General features: G+C 70.0%; 14 protein-coding genes and 1 pseudogene. 4 read left to right on the top strand and 11 right to left on the bottom strand.

Annotation, left to right across the window (positions count from 1 at the left end; all coding sequences use genetic code 11):
* Positions 1–946: 946 nt before the first annotated feature.
* Both LRD69_RS24310 and LRD69_RS24305 read right to left on the bottom strand, forming a co-directional pair.
* The gene (locus LRD69_RS24310; RefSeq protein WP_277328658.1) at positions 947–1,330 is read right to left on the bottom strand and encodes a VOC family protein; all 384 of its coding nucleotides are present in this window, start codon (positions 1,328–1,330) and stop codon (positions 947–949) included.
* Between the two features lie 270 nt (positions 1,331–1,600).
* Positions 1,601–2,728: pseudogene (locus LRD69_RS24305) on the bottom strand (protein kinase family protein).
* Positions 2,729–2,989: 261 nt separating this feature from the next.
* Here LRD69_RS24305 and LRD69_RS24300 point away from each other — a divergent pair.
* Together LRD69_RS24300 and LRD69_RS24295 are read left to right on the top strand one after the other, a co-directional pair.
* Positions 2,990–3,283 carry a hypothetical protein gene (locus LRD69_RS24300; protein ID WP_277328657.1) on the top strand — a complete coding sequence of 98 codons (294 nt, stop codon included), beginning with the start codon at positions 2,990–2,992 and terminating at the stop codon, positions 3,281–3,283.
* Positions 3,284–3,617: 334 nt separating this feature from the next.
* Positions 3,618–4,445 carry a glycoside hydrolase domain-containing protein gene (locus tag LRD69_RS24295; protein WP_277328656.1) on the top strand — a complete coding sequence of 276 codons (828 nt, stop codon included), beginning with the start codon at positions 3,618–3,620 and terminating at the stop codon, positions 4,443–4,445.
* A 478-nt stretch (positions 4,446–4,923) separates the two neighbouring features.
* On the opposite strand, the gene LRD69_RS24290 is transcribed toward LRD69_RS24295, so the two are convergent.
* The 3 genes from LRD69_RS24290 to LRD69_RS24280 form a co-directional block, all read right to left on the bottom strand.
* A complete protein-coding gene (locus LRD69_RS24290; RefSeq protein WP_277328655.1) occupies positions 4,924–6,369 on the bottom strand; it encodes an aldehyde dehydrogenase family protein in 1,446 nt (481 codons plus the stop codon).
* Between the two features lie 193 nt (positions 6,370–6,562).
* Entirely contained in the window at positions 6,563–8,131 is a 1,569-nt protein-coding gene (locus tag LRD69_RS24285; RefSeq protein ID WP_277328654.1) for a PucR family transcriptional regulator, read from the bottom strand.
* 162 nt (positions 8,132–8,293) lie between these two features.
* Positions 8,294–10,693, bottom strand: coding sequence for an ATP/GTP-binding protein (locus LRD69_RS24280; RefSeq protein WP_277328653.1), 2,400 nt, complete (start codon positions 10,691–10,693; stop codon positions 8,294–8,296).
* Between the two features lie 246 nt (positions 10,694–10,939).
* On the opposite strand from LRD69_RS24280, the gene gabT reads away from it, so the two are divergent.
* Complete coding sequence (gabT, locus tag LRD69_RS24275) at positions 10,940–12,280, top strand: 4-aminobutyrate--2-oxoglutarate transaminase (RefSeq protein ID WP_277328652.1); 1,341 nt, start codon at positions 10,940–10,942, stop codon at positions 12,278–12,280.
* A gap of 506 nt (positions 12,281–12,786) precedes the next feature.
* The gene (locus tag LRD69_RS31070) at positions 12,787–13,221 is read left to right on the top strand and encodes a phosphatase PAP2 family protein (RefSeq protein WP_346771921.1); all 435 of its coding nucleotides are present in this window, start codon (positions 12,787–12,789) and stop codon (positions 13,219–13,221) included.
* On the opposite strand, the gene LRD69_RS24265 is transcribed toward LRD69_RS31070, so the two are convergent.
* The 6 genes from LRD69_RS24265 to LRD69_RS24240 all read right to left on the bottom strand — a co-directional run bounded on the left by LRD69_RS24265 (position 13,206) and on the right by LRD69_RS24240 (position 20,104).
* Complete coding sequence (locus LRD69_RS24265) at positions 13,206–15,029, bottom strand: glycoside hydrolase family 18 protein (RefSeq protein ID WP_277328650.1); 1,824 nt, start codon at positions 15,027–15,029, stop codon at positions 13,206–13,208. The two genes, LRD69_RS31070 and LRD69_RS24265, sit on opposite strands and share 16 nt — an antisense overlap.
* A 116-nt stretch (positions 15,030–15,145) precedes the next feature.
* Complete coding sequence (locus LRD69_RS24260) at positions 15,146–15,640, bottom strand: hypothetical protein (protein ID WP_277328649.1); 495 nt, start codon at positions 15,638–15,640, stop codon at positions 15,146–15,148.
* Between the two features lie 141 nt (positions 15,641–15,781).
* Positions 15,782–17,197: an FAD-binding oxidoreductase gene (locus tag LRD69_RS24255; protein ID WP_277328648.1), complete on the bottom strand. Its 1,416-nt coding sequence runs from the start codon at positions 17,195–17,197 to the stop codon at positions 15,782–15,784.
* Positions 17,198–17,220: 23 nt separating this feature from the next.
* Positions 17,221–18,024 (bottom strand): ABC transporter permease, encoded by an 804-nt coding sequence (locus LRD69_RS24250; protein WP_277328647.1) that lies wholly within the window; start codon positions 18,022–18,024, stop codon positions 17,221–17,223.
* Positions 18,024–18,956, bottom strand: coding sequence for an ABC transporter permease (locus LRD69_RS24245; RefSeq protein WP_277328646.1), 933 nt, complete (start codon positions 18,954–18,956; stop codon positions 18,024–18,026). The genes LRD69_RS24250 and LRD69_RS24245 overlap by 1 nt, the downstream gene beginning before the upstream one ends.
* Complete coding sequence (locus LRD69_RS24240) at positions 18,953–20,104, bottom strand: ABC transporter ATP-binding protein (protein ID WP_277328645.1); 1,152 nt, start codon at positions 20,102–20,104, stop codon at positions 18,953–18,955. Before LRD69_RS24240 ends, LRD69_RS24245 begins: the two co-directional genes overlap by 4 nt.
* Positions 20,105–20,148 lie beyond the last annotated feature (44 nt).

Genomic DNA, 20,148 nt, shown 5'->3' with positions numbered 1-20,148 from the left:
GGAAATCTCCAAGTCTCGTGTGGGTCGGTGGGGGGCTGGTCCCGCCCGATCGGCGGGGCCCCTCCTGGCGCCGGCGACGATCGCCCTGCGCAGTGACAGCCCACCTCCAACTGCCCGCACCGGCAACTGCTACGGGGCCGAATGGAGGACGTCTCGCCCGCCCGGCCGACACGCCTTGACATTGATCCACGCACGGGCTGTCCGCTGCCCCAGGAGAAGCGGCCGCCCGGCATCGGCGTGCTGTCCCTGTCGGCATCCAGGACCCCGCGGCCATGACGGCTCCCGCCAAAGTTGCTCTACCGCGCACCGGGTTGAGTGCAGCGCCGCGGGCGAGAGCGCGGTGTCACCTTGCACATGGGTACCTTGTGCGCCGAGTCCTTTGCGCTGATGGAACACGTGATGGGCGGGGCTCGGGACGGACGCTGAGGGCGTACATCCCCGGGTGGTACGACGACGCTGACCGCTGTCCCGCGCCGTGAGTTCCGAGCGGGACTCGACCACCAGCTCGGCGCCCACCGTGTGTCGTGACACCGCGGACACGTTGTCCGCGGTGTCACGACGCACGCTCGCCCCGGCGAGATCCGAAAGGACGCGGCCTCATTGCGGCGTTGCAGCGGGACAGGCCTTGGCGACCGGGGCCCCCGATGGTCGTGCCGTGGCGAGTGAAGAGTCTGGGCGAGGACGACATGGCTGCGCCGAGCGGCCCTCGCCATCCCGGCCGACCGGGTCGGCAACCGGATCAAGCGCGGCTCACACGGCGGACGGCCACCGACGTTCGACAGGACCGGGCCTACCGCGAGCGGCACGCGGTCGAGTGCGGGTCCACCGCCTCAAGCGGCATCGGGCCGTCACTACCGGGCGTGACGGACTCGCCGTCCGCCACGAAGCGACCGTGCTGGTCGCAGCCATCAACGAATGGCAGTGATCAGCGCGTTCACAACCGCCGCTACCCGTCGTCGCGGCACAGGCAGAAGGGGTGACCAGCTGGATCGAAAAGCACGCGAACGTTCTCCTGCGGTTGAACCGGCGCCAGCGACGCTCCCATGCCGACGGCCTCGGCAGCCGCCTCGTCCAGGTCACCCACCTGGAAGTCGAAGTGCATCATCGTGCGCTGCTCACCGTCGGCCGGCGGCCACGTGGGCGGCCGATACCCGACGGCCTGCTGAAAGACGATATAGACAGATCCCTGCGGCGGAGCGACGACGGCCGTCCCCGGCTCCTCGTGCACGAGGGACCAGCCCACCAGCTTCGCGTAGAAGCGGGCCAGGGCCCCCGGGTCCGGCGCCTCGATCGCGGTTCCCCACCACATGCCACTGGTTCTCGATCGCATGCTTGACCCTAACCGGGGCCGCCGGCGCTGTAGTTGTGCTGATCGCAATCGTCCGACGATGACCGCAATCAGCACTTTCACAACAGGCCCGAATTTCGGCGCGGCCGGGACCAGACAGCGACGACACCGTGGCTGTCCGGCGAGTATTCGCACCAACTGCACGCCGCTTGGGGGATGTTCTCGATCCGAGGCCGAGAGATCGGTGTCTCCGCGGTTGGTCAGCGGCACAATGAGCACGTGCGCGAGCAGGGTGGCGCTGTGGTCGTACGTTCAAGTGAGATGCGAGCCTGTGCACGCGTCGCACGGCTTTCCTTCCGATGACCCTGTCGGCGCATCAGGCGGGCTGTCCTGCTGCCCGATCCGGCGGATCGCCTGCAGCGGGTAGGGGGTTGCCCGGCTCTCCTGCCGGAATCGGTGATAGAAGTCCCCCCATCACTGCGGCCACCGGCGCGTGACGGGCAAGGAGTGCCGCGATCGCCGCGGGAATGTCCGCCGGGGGCGCCCCCTGGGCGCAGGTGCGCACAAACTCCTTGCGCTCCTCCGGTTCGTACCCGTACAGAGCGGCGGCCAGCCAGTTCACCAGATGCGTGACGGTGTAGCACCGGTCGTAGGTTCGGTGCTCGTCGAGGAAGTCGGCCTCTTCCTGCGCGAGATCGAAGCGGGAGGAGATCGCGAGGCCGTAGTCGGCGAAGAAGAGCCGCCCGCCGTCGGTCAGGATGTTCTCGAAGTGGGCGTCGAAGTGCAGCAGCCCACGGGCGTTCATGAACGAGATGCCGGCCTTCAGCTCGTTGTCCACCATGGCGCAGGCCCGCTCGGCCACCTCGTCACCGGCCCCGATCTGGACGCCCAACCAGTCGTGCAGGTTCTGCGGGATGTACTCCAGGAACAGCATGAGGCTCGCCGAGGACTGCTGGAGAGCATCGATCCGGCGACGCACTCCCGATGCGCCTCCCCAGTAGGCGACAGTTCGTTCCACATCGGCCAGTTCCTCGGGAGTGGCTGGTCGGGGCCTGATAGCACCCGCCAGTGGTACATCAGGGGGAAACCCTCGTAGTCTCCCGCGATCACCCAGTTCGTGGTCATGGCGTGCACGGCCAGCTCCCGCCAGGCTCCGAACCCCGGGCTGCCGATACTGCCGATACCGTACTGACAGAAGACCGGCAGTCCGAACAAGTTCGCCGTGGAGTGAATGTTCTCCGGCCGTCGCTCCAGATCGGTCAGACGTATCTGTTTGACGAAGACCGAGGTTCCGTCGACCTCCAGCAGTACCGACTTCCCGCCGATGCCGGACCCGATCGGTGTGGCGGCGTCCACGAGCTCGCGCAGTCTGCGATCACTGGACAGCGACAGCGATGTGGAAACGGCACCGTGGACGGCCAGACGAGCACCGCGGGACATGTCAGGGCTCTTCACCTATGCCTCCGGCCGGACACCCGCCTCTGGTGCAACCACCTCGACGAACACCCGGGCAGGAGTTGCGGCCACCCTCTCACGTCGAGGGCGGCGATCCGATCCTGGGCCCTCACGGCTGGTGCTGGCGCCCCAGTGACATCAATTCACAAAATGGCGGGAGCGTACGGGCGTTCCGCCCTGAGCCGATGCGCCGACGCGGTTCATGGGGTGCTGATGTGACACATCGCGACGAACTTGAAAGCCGATATGGCAGCGATGTCACTGTGGAACCTGCTCACCAGCACTGACACCAACCAGTGGTGCGGTTGGAAGCAGCCGGAGTGCGAGGTGTGCGCGGGTGCCCTGAACCATGCCGACCTCGACGCCCTCAAGCAGCGGGTCTTCGAGGCGCCGTGGCGTGAGCCAGATCTGGTGCAACTCCTGGTGATGGATCAGGAGGATGGGTTCTTCCGCACGTGGATGATTCGCGGCAATGAACTGCGGCAGTTCGCGCCGCTGAAGCCAAACGAAGAGGACGAGCGATTCTACCTGGACTGGTGAGCTGGCCCAGTGGCAACAAAGGCGCCGACTCGCCGGACGTTTAGCCTGAGTTGAGCTGTGGTCATCGAGCTTCGAGCAGTCCGGTTTGCCACGGCGTGGAGGCCAAAGCTGCGAACGTGGCGCCGGGTTTTGCTATGCCTTGAGGGATTCTTGTGGCGATCAAGGTACGGAGTTTCCCGACCGGTGCAGCCGCGTTGGATACGGTGCGATCCGCCCCAGGCGCCTGGGGCCGCGCACAGCCGTCGCTGTGGCGGATGGGCGCCGTGTCAGGGGCTCAATCGTCTTTGATCCGCACGTCACGCATATCGTGACGTGCGTCATGAATGGGGTGGGAATGTCCAGCCATCGGCTGTCCAAGAAGGGCCGTTACATTGCCTGGGTCACGGCCGGCGCTGCCGTGGTCGCCGGTACCGGGATCGCGGCGCAGACCTCGATGGCCGCCACGGCGTGGCCCGCGCAGAAGACGTACACCGGCCGGGCCTTCGACACCTGCGCCGCGCCCTCTCTGTCCGCGATGAGGGCCTGGCACGGCGGGCTCTACGGCGCCGCCGCCGTCTACGTCGGCGGCAAGAACCGCGGCTGCAGCCAGCCCAACCTCACCGCGTCCTGGGTGAAGTCGGTCAGCACGGTCGGCTGGAGGCTCATTCCGCTGTACGTCGGCGCCCAGCCGCCGTGCCAGACGAGTTCCAACCCCGAGAAGCTCACCGCCCCCACAGCCGCCTCGCTCGGGGCCAGCGACGGCGCGGACGCGGTGGCCAAGGCGTCGGCCCTGGGGATGAAGGCCGGCAGCCCGATCTACCTCGACATGGAGTCGTACAACAGCACGAACACGGCGTGCAACGATGCCGTACTGACGTACGTTCGCGCCTTCGACAAGGCCCTGCACGCCAAGACGTACCGCACCGGCTTCTACGGTTTCACCAGCTCCAGCGCCAAGGCCATCGCCACCGCGGCCAACAAGACAGACCTGCCGGGCAACCTCTGGTACGCCCTGTGGGACAAGACGAACACCACGACCACGGACTGGCCGTGGGGGTCCACGCAGTACACCAGCCACAGCCGCGCCCACCAGTACATGGTCAACAGCAAGGAGACGCGGAACGGTTACACGATCACCGTGGACCGCGATGCGTGGGACGCGCCCGTCGCCATCACAGGTTGAACCGGCGGCTGTCCGAGTACCTATTGTTCGAGTACCGACTGTCCGAGTGAAGGAGCGGAATATGAGGGTCCGGGACATGAGGGTCGAAGGCGTGCCCATGCTTGGGCCCTCCGCCGTTCGCGTGGGGCTGGCGGCGCTTCCCGTCGTCAGCCTGGGACTGTTGTGTCCCGTGCCCTCTCTTTCGTGATCGCTCTGCGGTGCGGGGCGCCCACGTCAGGGGCACCGCTTGTGGCCAGCCCAGATGCTGACCTGTCGCGGTGGGTATGGGATTTGAACCCACGGTGACTAGCGCCACGACGGCTTTTCCCAGCCACCCGTTTGAACTAGCCAAGACCTAACGATACTTGCAGGTCAGGGTGCAGATACGCGAGAACGGCCGGAGCCCCCGCACAGTGGGCTCCGGCCGTTCGGCTGCCGCCTGTTGTCGTGCTGTCCAGGCGGATTACAGGCGGCTGAGGCGGATCGGTTCGATTCCGCGCTACAGGGCGAGGCCGGTGAGGACCAGCACGCGCTCGTAGGTGTAGTCGTCCATCGCGTAACGGACGCCCTCGCGGCCGACGCCGGACTGCTTGACTCCGCCGTACGGCATCTGGTCCGCGCGGTACGAGGGGACGTCACCGATGATCACACCGCCGACCTCGAGAGCGCGGTGGGCACGGAAGGCGCTCTGCAGGTCGTGGGTGAACACGCCTGCCTGCAGGCCGTACTTGGACGCGTTGACGGAGGCGAAGGCCTCGGCCTCGCCGGACACCTTCTGGACGGTCAGCACCGGTCCGAAGACCTCCTCGGCGGCGAGGGTGACGCCGTCCGGGAGCTCCGTGAGCACGGTCGGCGCGTAGGTCGCACCGTCCCGCTTTCCGCCGGCGAGCAGCTGGGCGCCGGCCTGCACCGCCTCGTCGACCCAGGACTCGACGCGCTTGGCGGCGTCCTCGTTGACCAGCGGGCCGACGTCCGTGGCGTCGTCGGACGGGTCGCCGGTGACCTGGGCCTCGACGGCCGCGACGATCTTCGGGACGAGCCGGTCGTAGACCGAGGCGTCCGCGATGACGCGCTGCACCGAGATGCAGGACTGGCCGCCCTGGTAGTTGGAGAAGGTCGCGATGCGGGTCGCGGCCCAGTCCAGGTCCTCGTCGGACGCGTAGTCGCCGAGGACGACCGCCGCGGCGTTGCCGCCGAGCTCAAGGGTGCAGTGCTTGCGCGGTACCGACTCCATGATCGAGTAACCGACCGGGGCGGACCCGGTGAAGGAGATCACGGGCAGGCGCTCGTCCTGTACGAGGGCGGGCATGCGGTCGTTGGACACCGTGAGCACGGACCACGAACCGGCCGGGAGGTCCGTCTCGGCCAGCAGCTCACCGAGGATCAGCGACGAGATCGGGGTGGCCGGGGCGGGCTTCAGGATGATCGGGGCGCCGACGGCGATGGCCGGGGCCACCTTGTGGGCGCTCAGGTTCAGCGGGAAGTTGAAGGGCGCGATGCCGAGGACCGTGCCGCGCGGGAAGCGCCGGGTCAGCCCGAGACGGCCGGTGCCACCGGCGTCGGTGTCGAGCCGCTGGGCGTCGCCGCTGTTGAAGCGTCGGGCCTCCTCGGAGGCGAACCGGAACACGGAGACGGCGCGGCCGACCTCGCCGCGGGCCCACTTGATGGGCTTGCCGTTCTCGGCGGAGATCAGCTGGGCGATCTCCTCGGTGCGCTCCACCAGGCGCCGCACGACGTGGTCGAGGGCGGCGGCGCGGACGTGGGCGGGGGTCGCGGCGAACTCCTCGCGCACGGCGTGCGCGGCGGCGACGGCCTCTTCGATCTGCGCGTCGGTCGGCACGCTGACGGTACCGACGAGACGACCGTCCCAGGGGTTGGTGACGTCGAAGCTGGCCTCGCCGGTGGCCTGGCGGCCGGCGAGCCAGAAGGCGTGGGTGGAAGTCATGGAGGTTCCGGCCCTTCGGAGTCGTGGGGTGTCCTGCCCCCCACCGTAGGGCCGTGCGGCAGGCCTGGCGTTTGTCCGGCGTGGAGCGGACGAGGGCGGGCATGCGCCGGTTTGTCTGATGACGACGCGGCCTGCGGGAAGGCCCACGACCGTCCAGCGGCGAAACGATCCCCCGGGCGGTACGGGCCTCGGTTCACGGCGTCGGCGGGGAGCCGGTGACCTTCAGCGCCAGCCACAGCTCCATCCGCACGTCCGGGTCGTCCAGGGACCGGCCGAGGATCTCCTCCACCCGTCGCATCCGGTACCTCAGGGTGTGCCGGTGCACGCCCAGGTCGGCCGCGGCCGCGTCCCACTGGCCGTGGTGGCTGAGCCAGGCGCGGAGCGAGGCGACCAGGTCGCCCCGTCCCTTGGCGTCGTGTTCGCGCAGGGCCCGGAGCATGCCGTCGGCGAAGGCCCGGACCGCGTCGTCCGCGAGCAGGGGCAGGACCGAGCCGGCCGCCAGTTCTTCGTGCTCGACCATGGCCCTGCCTCTGCGGCGGGCGACCGAGAGCGCCTGTTCGGCCTGTTTGTACGCGGCGGAGACAGCGATCGGGCCCGCCGGTGCGGACAGACCCACCACCACGCCCGCGTCCTCCGGCGCCGCCTCGTCCGGGGTCCGTTCGTCCTGGGCCTCCGCGTAGGCCGCGCCGGCTGCGACTGCCTCGCCGCCGTCCTTGGCGAGGACGACGAGCCGTTCCCCTTCGGGCACCGACAGCAGCGCTTCGCCTGACCGGGCGGCGGCCGCCTCCATCGCCTCGCCGAGCAGTGTCCGGGTCGCCGGATCGGGCGACTCCGCGATCAGCAGCCGGAACGGGGCGTCGAGCAGCCCGCCGTAAAGGTCCCCGGCAACGGCCCGGGCGTGGTCCGGCTGGCCGGCCAGGAGCATCCGAAGGACCGCCGCGCCGAGGCGCTGCTCGGCGCCCTGGAGGGCGCGGGAGCGGGCGGTGGTGAGCGTCAGCAGGGCGACGGCCGAGTGCACCGCGTACCGCTCGGCGGTGCCGAGTGCGGCCCCGGTGCCCACGGCCAGGGCGCCCCGGGCCCGGCGGCCGGTGCCCAGGGTCTGCAGCTCGACCCGGTCCTCGGTGTCGCCGACGACGACGCTCGCCGGGGCGGGGCGTTCCCGCAGACGCTCGACATCCGGGGTGAGCCGGGCGGCTCTGCGGGCGGCCCAGCCGGGGGCTGCGGCCACCACGGCGCCGGAGGCGTCGTACAGCGCGGCCCAGCCGTCGACCTGGGCGGCGAGCCGGGAGAGGAGCTCGCCGGGACCGTCCCCGGCGAGCGCGGCCCTGGTGAGATCGCGCTGGGCCTCGAAGCCCGCGGTCACCGCCCGGTACTGGTCGGCGGCGATCTCCGAGGAGACGGCCTTGGCGATGGCGAGGAAGGCGGTGCGGCGCGGCACTTCGAGGAGCGGCAGCCCCGCCTCCTGTGCGGCGTCGATCAGCGGCTGCGGTACGTCGTCGTAGTTGACGCCCACGGCGAAGCCGAGCCCGACGACTCCGGCGTCCGCCAGCCGGCGCACGTACCGGCGCATCGCTTCGGGGTTCTCGGCGTCGAGGTTGCTGGCGGTGACAAGGAGGAGCTCTCCGCCCTCCATGTACGGAACGGGGTCGGCCAGCTCGCTGACATGCGCCCAGCGCACGGGCGCGTCGAGCCGGTCCGCCCCCGCACGCACCGTGAGTTTGAGCGCCGAGTGCTGGACGAGCGAGGCGAGAGTGGGGGGCATGGGACCGCGGGACCTTCGGAATCGATTTCGCCGTCCCGTATGAACGGCTCCTCACGATTCTGCCAGGGCGGCAGGGTCCACCGTAACCACTCTCCGTGACCCGGCGCCGTCCCGGCCCGGCGGATCCGCCGCAGCATCCGCTGCGACGGCCCCGGCCCCGGTTCAGCCGTTCAGGTTCACCAGCAGGGGCGGCGCATGGTCCCCGCGTACGGTCGTCAGGGACAGCACCGCGTGTCCGGCCGGGACGCGATGGGCCAGCTCGGAGGCCGACCAGCGTTCGCGCTCGACCTGGCGGACGGTCACCGCGTCCGTGGTCACGGCCTTGCCGGTGACCAGCTTGCGGAAGGCGTGAACGGCTCGGGTCATCGGCTGGTCGGCGAAGACGGTCCGCTGGGTGACATCCCGGGTCTCGACCCATTCCGTCCCCCATGCCTCGGCGAACCGCTTGCCGTCCCAGGTGGTGATCCCGGAGAAGGCCATCCGGCAGCCGACCGCGCCCAGCAGCGCCGTCTGCAGGTTCTCCGGGACGTCGTCGAGGGTGCGCAGCGTGAGCACGGCCCCCGCATGGGCGGAGCGCAGCCGCTGGACGCCGCGGACGGTGTCGGGGGTCAGTGTGCGGGTCGCGTCGTCGAGCACCAGGCAGGCGAAGAGGGAGCGGTCGGCCCGGGCGGCGGCGCTCGCGGTGAACTGGGCGAGGACGAGGCGGGCCAGCATCCGCGAGGCCTCGGCGTGGCCGCGTTCGGGCAGATCGATACGGACCCGGAGCGGGTGTTCCAGGGCCCGCAGGGAGAACGGGCGGGCCTTTCCGGTGGTGTCGAAGAAATCGGCGAACGCCGGCCGGTCGAGCAGCGCGACCCGGTCGGCGAGCGCGGGTCCCGGGTCTCCGGGCGCGCCGGACTGGCGGGCGCGGGCGTCGAGCTCGCGGTGCATGCCGTGCCCGCCCCCGCCCTCCGCGTCGAGAGCCTCGCGCAGGTCCGCCAGCGCACCCGGGACGCCGTCCAGCAGCTCCCGCAGCTCGGGGACGGAGGGGAAGCGGCCGTGCGCGGCGCGGTAGGGGCCGAGCAGCTGTGCGAGGGCGGTGGCAGCGCGCCTGCTGTCCACCTCGGGCAGATCACCGACCAGCCCTTCGGCCAGGACGGCCGCGGCCTCGTCGGGGTCGGTGGTGCCCCCGTACAGGTCGAGATCATGGACGGAGGCCGGGTCGCCGAGCTTGATCACGACGTCGAACCCCTGGTCGGCACCGAGCTGGGTTCCGGTGGCGCATACCGCGACGACTGCGGCCCGCCCGGCGAGCGCCTGGAGGGCGAGGGATTCGACGACGGGCCGGATCACTGCGCGGCTCTTGCCCGCCCCTGGCGGTCCGACGGCCAGCAGGGACGTGCCGAGCAGGCCGGGGTCGAGGGCGATGCCAGTGCCGCGGCGCGCATAGGGGTTGCGCTCGTTGTCGTCGACCGTGCCGAGTCTGACCTGGTCGACCAGCAGATCGTGGCGGCCGGCGCGGACCGGGAGATCGCGGGCGCCGGAGGGGTGCGTGCAGGCGGCGGCGCCGTTGCGGAGCACGGTGTCGATGAAGGCGGGCAGCCGGGTGCCGTCGGCCCGTACGGAGGTCCAGGCCCGTCGGATACGGGCGTAGTCGACGTCGTTCATCCGGCCCGACCGGCCTTCCTGGGCGAGCTTGGCGGCGGCCTGCTCCTGTCCGGCGGCGCGCAGTTCGGGCCATTCGGCCGGATCGTCCGCGCCGCCCTCCCCCGGGGCCTGTGTGTCGCGGCCGGCTGCGGGCACGGCACCACGGTCCGCGGGACCGCGCGCGCCTTCGGGGGTGGCGGCGTTCCGGCGGCGCAGCCGCGTCCATCGACCCAGCCTCGCGAACGGCCATACGATCACCAGGGTGATCAGGGCGTACAGCCCGTACGTGACCGCGGTGGTCAGGGTGCGGTCGGTGCCCATCCACGGACCGGCCACGAAGCTGAAGGTGAGCTCCATGCCCGGCACGGTCCCCGTCCACACGAGGATCCAGACCAGCAGTGCGCCGGCCGCCGCACCACCCGCACGGGCGAGGGGCCCCCGGCGGGCGACACCGCGTTCGAAGGCGGCGGGCCAGTTACCCAACCGGCCGAACCCGTAGACGAGGGCTCCGATGATCAGCAGACGGTAGATGTCGAGCGCGCGCACGGCGCCATGGGTCAACGGCTGGTCGCCGAACGGTCCCCACCATGCGTGGGGGGTGAACAGCTTCAGCGGGACGCGCCAGTACGGGATGTATCCGTTGCGCCAGAGCGACCAGACGAGGATGCAGGCCAGCAGCGAGATCACCGCTCCGCTCAGCAGTGCGCGGTCGGGCGTGCGCTCCTCGGCCTCGGCGGGCCGGGCGGTGTGCCCGGACCGCCAGACGCCCGGTTCCGCCAGGGGCCTGGGGATGCGCAGCCAGTCCCCGAGGGAGGGGCCCGGGGCCGGTGCGTGTCCCGGCATGGGCGGCAGCGCGGGCGGTGGCGGGCCGGCCGGGCGCGGCACCGGAGCACCGGAACGGGTGCCGCGCGGGTCGTACGTGCCCTCGGTGTCCATGTGCTGTCCCTCGTCCCCTGACCAGCGCCGACCACTGACTCCGGGCGCAGGCGCCCCGGCCCCCTCAATCTAGTGCCCCGTGGCACCCCGTCAGACGCGGTCGCACGGGATGTCCCGCCCCCGGTCGCTATGTCCGTGACGGACAACCGCGTCGGGCCACTTCTCCCGATCGGAACATGCCGGACCCCCCTGCTCGCACCTAGCCTGCAGACAGAGAAGCGTCCGAAACACCCCCAGGAGCCCCTCATGACCGCAATTCCGCAGGAGCGCCGCGTCGTCACTGCCATTCCCGGCCCGAAGTCGGTGGAGCTGCAGGCCCGCCGTCTCGCGTCGGTCGCCGCAGGTGTGGGCTCCACCCTGCCGGTGTTCACCGCCCGCGCCGGTGGCGGAATCATCGAGGACGTGGACGGCAACCGTCTGATCGACTTCGGTTCCGGTATCGCCGTGACGACGGTCGGCGCCTCCGCCGAGGCCGTCGTACGCCGCGCGTCCGCGCAGCTCGCCGACTTCACCCACACCTGCTTCATGGTCACGCCGTACGAGGGGTACGTCGAGGTCTGTGAGCAGCTCGCCGAGCTGACGCCGGGCGACCACGCCAAGAAGTCCGCGCTGTTCAACTCGGGCGCCGAGGCCGTCGAGAACGCCGTGAAGATCGCCCGCGCCTACACGAAGCGCACCGCGGTCGTCGTCTTCGACCACGGTTACCACGGCCGGACGAACCTGACGATGGCGCTGACCGCCAAGAACATGCCGTACAAGCAGGGCTTCGGTCCGTTCGCGCCCGAGGTCTACCGCGTCCCGGTGGCGTACGGCTACCGCTGGCCGACCGGTGCGGAGAACGCCGGTGCCGAGGCGTCCGCCCAGGCCATCGACCAGATCACGAAGCAGATCGGCGCCGACAACGTCGCCGCGATCATCATCGAGCCGGTGCTCGGCGAGGGTGGCTTCATCGAGCCGGCGAAGGGCTTCCTCCCGGCGATCGCGCAGTTCGCCAAGGACAACGGCATCGTCTTCGTCGCGGACGAGATCCAGTCCGGCTTCTGCCGTACCGGCCAGTGGTTCGCCTGTGAGGACGAGGGCATCGTCCCCGACCTGATCACGACCGCCAAGGGCATCGCGGGCGGCCTGCCGCTCTCCGCCGTGACGGGCCGCGCCGAGATCATGGACGCCGCGCACGCGGGCGGCCTCGGCGGTACGTACGGCGGGAACCCGGTGGCCTGCGCGGGTGCGCTCGGCGCCATCGAGACCATGCGCGAGCTGGACCTGAACGGCAAGGCGAAGCGCATCGAGGAGGTCATGAAGGGCCGCCTCGCCGAGATGCAGGCGAAGCTGCCGAACGGCGATGTCATCGGTGACATCCGCGGCCGTGGCGCGATGATCGCGATCGAGCTGGTGAAGTCCGGCACGAAGGACCCCAACCCGGAGGCGGCCGCGCAGCTCGCGAAGGCCTGCCACGCGGAGGGCGTGCTGGTCCTCACCTGTGGCACGTACGGCAATGTGCTGCGCTTCCTGCCGCCGCTGGTGATCGGCGAGGACCTGCTGAACGAGGGTCTCGACGTCATCGAGCAGGCCTTCGCCCAGATCTGATCCCCGCCGGAAGGATCCGCTCCGGCCGGGCCAGCGTGAGGGCCTGTGAAGAAGGTGTGGGGGGCCGATGGCGGGATTCGTTTCCGACTGTCGGTCCCCCGTCGGCTGACGTACGGTTCCTGCAGATGAGAGAAACACCCCGCTCGCAGGGGACTGCGAGCGATACCGGGTCGGAGCTTCGCCGGCACCGTCCCGGTCGTGCCACCGCGCACACCACTGGAGCCTCCGGCTCCGGAACTCCTCACCGATCGGATGGCCGCTCGCCCCAAACCCCCCGGGGCGCGCGGCACACCGATCCGGACGGCCGCCCCGGAACCACCCCCCCTGTTCCGGGGCGGCCGGCTCCTCTCCTTCTCCTGGCGCCGTCGCTTCTCGCGGTCTTCGCGCTCCTCACCTGGCAGGTCGCCGCGGACGGGCCGCTGCGCAGGCTGGACGAGCGGATCGGCCGGGCGGTCGTGGGGCACGGCCCCGTCCGTCTCACGGAATGTCTCGCCGATCTCGGCAATATGCAGGTCGCTCTCCCCGTCCTGGGCTGCGCCCTCGTCTACGCGCTGGTGCGCGGCGCGCGCCGCATCCCGCTCCTCGCGGTGCTCGCCATGGCGGCGGTGCCCGCGCTGATCGTCCCCCTCAAGGCGTGGATCGCCCGTCCGGGACCGCTGACCGAGGCGGCCGGCTACTACCCGTCGGGCCATGCGGCGACGGCCGCGGTGGCGTACGGAGCGGCGGCGCTGGTGACCGCCCCATATGCGCAGCGGTCGATGCGGTCATGGATGATGCCCGTCGCCGCTGTCCTGCTGACGGCGGCGACGGGCATCGGTCTGGTGCTGCGCGGTTATCACTGGCCGCTGGATGTGCTCGCCGGCTGGTGCCTGAGCGGGCTGTTGCTGGTGGCGCTCAGCTGGTCGAGCGGTCGGTCACGGCGGCGTCAGCCGCCGAAGTAGGCGTCGAAGTTCTTCGAGAACTCACCGTTGTTGAAGCGGTCCCAGTTGATCGACCACGTCATCAGCCCGCGCAGCCCGGACCAGGTCCCGTGCGTCGCGTATGTCCCGCAGTCGGTCTTCTTCGTCAGGCAGTTCAGCGTCTTGGTGACCTCGGTGGGTGAGGTGTAGCCGTTGCCCGCCTGGGTGGAGGCCGGCAGTCCGATGGAGACCTGGTCGGGGCGGAGTCCCGGGAAGACCTTGGTGGTCTCGCCGGCCACCGGGAAGCCGGTGAGCAGCATGTCGGTCATGGCGATGTGGAAGTCGGCGCCGCCCATCGAGTGGTACTGGTTGTCCAGACCCATGATGGAACCCGAGTTGTAGTCCTGGACGTGCAGCAGGGTGAGGTCGTCACGCAGGGCGTGGATGACCGGCAGGTAGGCGCCGGCGCGCGGGTCCTGGCCGCCCCACGGGCCCGAGCCGTAGTACTGGTAGCCGAGCTGCACGAAGAAGGTCTCGGGGGCCATGGTCAGGACGAACCTGTCGCCGTACTTGGCCTTGAGGGTCTTCACCGCGGAGATCAGGTTGACGATGACCGGGGTGGTCGGGTTGCGGAAGTCGGTGTCACCGGTGTTCAGCGAGAGCGAGTGACCCTCGAAATCGATGTCCAGACCGTCCAGGCCGTACTCATCGATGATCTTGCTGACGGAGGAGACGAAGGTGTCGCGGGCGGCGGTGGTGGCGAGCTGCACCTGGCCGTTCTGGCCGCCGATGGAGATCAGCACCTTCTTGCCCGCGGCCTGCTTGGCCTTGATGGCCGCCTTGAACTCGGCCGCGGACTCGACGTTCGGGCACTCGGTGACCGGGCAGAGCGAGAACCGGATGTCGCCCGAGGTGACGGAGGTCGGCTCGCCGAAGGCCAGATCGATGACGTCCCAGGAGTCGGGGACGTCCGCCATCCGCGTATAGCCGGAGCCGTTGGCGAAGCTGGAGTGCAGATAGCCGACGAGTGCATGGGCCGGGAGGGCGCCGCCTCCGTCTCCGCCGCCCGCCGCGGTGGTGGCGGTGACGGCACCGGACCTGGCGGACTCACCCGCGGAGTTGGTGGCGCTGACCTGGAAGCTGTACGAGGTCGAGGCGGCCAGGCCCGTCACGGTGGCGGAGGTTCCGGTGACGGAGAGGACCTTCGTACCGCCCTGGTAGACGTTGTAGCCGGTGGCCCCCGTGGAACCGGTCCAGGAGAGGGCGACGGAGGAGGACGTGGTCGTGCCGGTGCGCAGTCCGGCGGGGGTGGCCGGGAGCTGGACCGGGTCGCCCCCGGGGCCGATGAGGGTGAGGTCGTCGGCGTAGTAGGCGGGGGTCCCGTACCACCCGTGGGTGTAGATCTTCACCGAGGTCGTCGTGGCGCCGGTCGTGAAGGTGGTGGTGAGCTTCGTCCAGCCGGTCGCGGACGGCGTCCAGGTCGACACGTCGGTGGTGCCGGTCCCGGATGCGCCGAGGTAGACGTAGCTGCCCTGCACCCAGGCGCTCAGCGTGTATGTGGAGCTCGGCTTGACCGTCACGGCCTGGGAGCACTCGGCGTTGTCACTGCCGGCCGGAGTCGCCTTCAGCGCCGAAGTCCCGCCGTGGGCGGGGCTGCTGACGACGGCTCCGCTGCCGCCCGTACAGCTCCAGCCGTCCAGGCCGGCCTCGAAGCCGCCGTTGCGCGCCAGATCGGTGTCGGCCGCGACGGCGGCCGGCGCCGAGACGGCGAGCCCGGCGGCGACCAGGAGGGCCGCCGAGAAGGCGGCCAGAAGTCCGGACATTCGGGCGGGGGGTCCCGTGCGTTCCACAACGGCCTCCGTGCAGGGGGGAATTGAGTGGGGCGCGCCACAACATGGTCCAGACCAATCAGGTTGTCAAGACCTCTGACAGCACCGCACTCCCCCCTCGCACCCCCGGCCCGCTCTCAGGCCTCTGTGCCGCCCCCGCCCCGGCCCCTGTCGCCACCCCGGCCCCGCCGGACCGCTGCCGCCGCGGCCTCGTGCATCGCCAGTTCCAGCAGCGCCGCGTCGGTGAGCGTTCCCGAGCCGTCGGGCGGGATCAGCCAGCGCACCCCGCCGGCGGCCCGCCCCGGGTACGGCACGACGATCCAGGTCCCGAGCCCCACCCCCCGTACCCCCGTTCCGATCCAGCGGGCTGCGGTACCCGGCTGCACGAAGAAGCCCATGCGTGCCTCGCCGAAGTCGGAAAGAACCGGCCCGGGCCGGTCGATGAGACGGGTGAGCACATCGAGCGTCGGATAGCCGAGCTCCCCCGGAAGAATCAGTACGTCCCAGCGCCTGCCTGCGGGAAGGAGCGCAACCCCCTGGGGATTGCGCTCCCATTCCCACCGGCAGGCAGCCGGATCCGGTGCCACCGACGCGAGCCACTCGACTGCTGCGCGTACCCCCGTGCCCACCATGAGCGGCCTCCCTCTTCCGTGTGCGCCGACAGCGCGTCCACACGGCGAGAGAGGGTCCGGCCCGGACCATTACGCGAGTCGGGGCCATCAATAAAAAGTGATACGGGTCACATCGCGATCGGTGCCGTGTCCGGACCGGGATCAGCTGTCGAAGCCGAGCCCCAGCCGGTCCATCGTCCGCAGCCACAGATTGCGGTGCCCGCCATGGCTGTCCGCCCGGGCCAGGGACCTCTTCGTGATCTCGACCCCGGCCCAGGCGAACGGTTCCGGCGGGAACGGCATCGGCTTGGTACGCACCATTTCCAGAGCGGTCCGCTCGGTCCGTTCACCGGTGAGCAGATCGAGCATCACATCGGCGCCGAACCGGGTGGCTCCGACGCCGAGACCCGTGAAACCGGCGGCGTAGGCGACCCGTCCCCGGTGGGCCGTACCGAAGAAGGCGGAGAAGCGGGAGCAGGTGTCGATCGCGCCGCCCCAGGCGTGGCTGAAGCGCACCCCCGCCAGTTGCGGAAAGCAGTCGAAGAACTGGCCTGCGAGCTTGAGGAACGTCTCCGGCCGCTGGTCGAGATCGGCGTTCAGCCGGCCGCCGTACGGATAGATCGCGTCGTAGCCGCCCCACAGGATCCGGTTGTCCTCGGACAGCCGGAAGTAGTGGAACTGGTTGGCGCTGTCGCCCAGGCCCTGGCGGTTCTTCCAGCCGATGGAGGCGAGCTGGCCGGCGGTGAGCGGCTCGGTCATCAGCGCGTAGTCGTAGACCGGGACGGTGTACGGGCGCACTCGCCTGACCAGCGACGGGAAGATGTTCGTGCCGAGTGCGACCCGGCGGGCGAGGACCCTGCCGTACGGCGTGCGGACCACCATCCCGGTGGCGGTCCTGGCCAGTTCGAGGCCACGGGTGTGCTCGTACACCCGCACCCCCAGACCGAGGCAGGCCTGCTTGAGGCCCCAGGCCAGCTTGGCCGGGTGCACCATGGCGACTCCGCGCCGGTCCCAGAGTCCGCCGAGGAAGGTCGGTGAGTCGACTTCCGCGCGCAGTGCGTCCCGGTCGAGGAATTCCACTCCGGTGAAACCGAGTCTCTCGGCTTCCCGGTGCCGTTCCCGCAGCTCTTCCAGCTGATGCGGTTCGGTGGCGACATCGATTTCGCCGGTGCGCTCGAATGCGCAGTCGATGGAGTAGCGGGCGACGGCCTCCTCGATGGCGTCGAGGTTCCGTTCGCCCAGCTCCTCCAGCTTCGCGATCTCGTCCGGCCAGCGCTCCAGGCCGTTGGGGAGGCCATGGGTGAGGGAGGCGGCGCAGAATCCGCCGTTGCGGCCCGAGGCGGCCCAGCCCACCTCGTGCCCCTCGATGAGGACGACGTCCCGTTCCGGATCGCGTTCCTTGGCGATCAGCGCGGTCCACAGTCCGCTGTATCCGCCGCCGACGACGAGCAGATCGCAGTGCTCGTCGCCGGTGAGCGCGGGAAGCGCGTCGGGCCTGCCGGGGTCGTCCAGCCAGAACGGGACCGGTCGTGCTTCGGAGAGTGATTGTGCAGCAGTACGCATGGCAGCTGGGGCCATGGTTTCCAACTCCTTCAGGACTCTCAGGCTCGTGCGCTGTTTTTTCGCCGGTTCGTGAGCAGCTGGCCGGCGACGACCACCAGTACGGCGATGACGAACATCGCGGTGCCGATGACGTTGATCTGCACGGGTGTGCCTCGCTGCGCCGAACCCCAGACGAACATGGGGAAGGTCACGGTCGAGCCCGCGTTGAAATTGGTGATGATGAAATCGTCGAAGGAGAGCGCGAAGGCGAGCAGCGCTCCCGCGGCGATTCCGGGGGCGGCGATCGGCAGGGTCACCCGGAGGAAGGTCTGCACGGGTCCCGCGTACAGATCGCGGGCCGCCTCCTCCAGCCGCGGGTCCATCGACATCACGCGCGCCTTGACGGCCGTCACGACGAAGCTCAGGCAGAACATGATGTGGGCGATGAGGATCGTCCAGAAGCCCAGTTGCGCGCCCATGTTGAGGAAGAGCGTGAGCAGCGAGGCGGCCATGACGACCTCGGGCATCGCCATCGGCAGGAAGATCAGCGAGTTGATCGCGCCGCGCGCCCGGAAGCGGTAGCGGACGAGTGCGAAGGCGATCATCGTGCCGAGCGCGGTCGCACCGATCGTCGCCCAGGCGGCGATCTGGAGGGAGAGCGAGAGCGAGCCGCACATGTCGGCGACACCGCACGGGTCCGTCCAGGCGTCCACGGAGAAGCGCTGCCAGGCGTAGTTGAAGCGCCCGTTCGGCTTGTTGAAGGAGAACACCATCACGACGATGTTCGGAAGGATCATGTACGCGAGGGTCAGCAGACCCGCGATGACGATCAGATGGCGGCGGAGCCAGCGCAGTACGGGCATCAGACCAGGTCCTCCGTCCCGGAGCGGCGGATGTAGACGGTCACCATCAGCAGGACGACCGCCATGAGGATGAAGGAGAGCGCGGCCGCCATCGGGTAGTCGAGGACGCGCAGGAACTGGGTCTGGATGACGCTGCCGACCATCTTGGTGTCGGTGGAGCCCAGCAGTTCCGCGTTGACGTAGTCACCGCTGGCCGGGATGAAGGTCAGCAGTGTCCCGGAGACGACGCCCGGCATGGAGAGCGGGAACGTCACCTTGCGGAAGGTGGTGGCGGGGGTGGCGTACAGATCGCCCGCCGCCTCGTGCAGCCTGCCGTCGATCCGCTCCAGCGAGGTGTAGAGCGGCAGGATCATGAACGGCAGGAAGTTGTACGTCAGACCGCAGACCACCGCCATCGGTGTGGCCAGCACCCGGTTGTTCTCGGTCCAGCCGAGCCAGCTGGTGACGTCCAGGACGTGCAGGGTGTTCAGTACGTCGACGACCGCGCCGCCGTCCGCGAGGATCGTCTTCCAGGCGAGCGTACGGATCAGGAAGCTGGTGAAGAACGGCGCGATGACCAGCACCAGCACCACGTTGCGCCAGCGGCCCGCCTTGAACGCGATGAAATACGCCAGCGGGTAGCCGAGCAGCAGACACAGGATCGTCGCGGTGCCCGCGTACAGCAGGGACCGGATGAACTGCGGGTAGTACTCGGACAGCGCGTCCCAGTACGTCTGGAAGTGCCAGGTGACCTCGAACCCCTTCTCCAGGGATCCGGTCTGCACGGAGGTCGAGGCCTGGTAGACCATCGGCAGCGCGAAGAAGACGACCAGCCAGAGGATGCCGGGGAGCAGCAGCCAGTACGGGACGAGCCGTTTGCGGGTGGAGGCCTTGCGCACGGGGAGTTCGGCGGGGTCCCTGGGCGGCGCGGGCGGCGCTTCGGTGACGGTCACGTCGCGTCCTCCACCGTCTCGACACCGGCGTCGATGTCCTGGGCCGCGTCGAGGCCGAAGGTGTGCTCCGGGTTCCAGTGCAGAACGACCTCGGTGCCGCGGGTGAGTCCCGCGCGGTGCCCGACGTTCTGCTCGTACACCTGGAGTGCCTTGCCGGCCGGGCTCTCCACCACGTACTGCGTCGAGACGCCGATGAAGCTGGAGTCGACGATCCGGCCGGTCACCCGGTTGCGTCCGGCGGCTATGGCGTCCGCCTCGTCGACAGTCGCGAGGGATATCTTCTCCGGGCGGACGCCGACCAGCAGCTTGCCGCCACGGGCGGCGGGGGCCGAACACCGGGCGGCGGGCAGCCGCAGCGTGCTGCCGCCCGCGGCCACCAGGACGTCCGCGCCCGACTCGGTGATCTCGCCCTCGATGAGGTTGGAGGTGCCGAGGAAGTTGGCGACGAAGGTGGTCTTCGGGTTCTCGTACAGATCGGCGGGGGCGCCGAGCTGCTCGACACGGCCCGCGTTCATCACCGCGACGGTGTCGGCCATGGTCATGGCCTCCTCCTGGTCGTGGGTGACATGGATGAACGTGATGCCGACCTCGGTCTGGATGCGCTTGAGCTCCAGCTGCATCTGCCGGCGCAGCTTGAGGTCGAGGGCGCCGAGCGGCTCGTCGAGCAGGAGCACCTGGGGGTGGTTGATCAGCGCGCGGGCGACGGCGACGCGCTGCTGCTGGCCGCCGGAGAGCTGATGCGGCTTGCGCTTGGCGAAGTCGCCGAGCTGGACGAGCTCCAGCATGTCGTCGACTTGTTTCTTCACCGACTTGATGCCACGCCGGCGCAGACCGAAGGCGACGTTCTCGGTGATGTCGAGGTGCGGGAAGAGCGCGTAACTCTGGAAGACGGTGTTGACGGGCCGCTTGTACGGGGGCAGGCCGGTGATGTCCCGGCCGCCGAGCGAGACGGTGCCGGTGGTGGCCTCCTCCAGCCCCGCGATCATCCGCAGGGTGGTCGTCTTGCCGCAGCCGGACGCTCCGAGCAGGGCGAAGAAGGAGCCCTGGGGGACGGTCAGGTCGAGCGGCTGAACGGCGGCGAAGGAACCGTACGTCTTGCTGATCCCGGCGAGGCGGACGTCGCCGCCTTCTGTCTGCTGCTGTGTCATGGGTCGCAGTCCCAGTGGTGTCAGGGGAAGATCGGGCGGGGGAA

The sequence above is a fragment of the Streptomyces sp. JH14 genome (genome assembly GCF_029428675.1).
Classification (GTDB): Bacteria; Actinomycetota; Actinomycetes; order Streptomycetales; family Streptomycetaceae; genus Streptomyces.
Note: the sequence above shows the minus strand (reverse complement) of the source record. Positions and strands in the feature narration are given on the sequence as shown.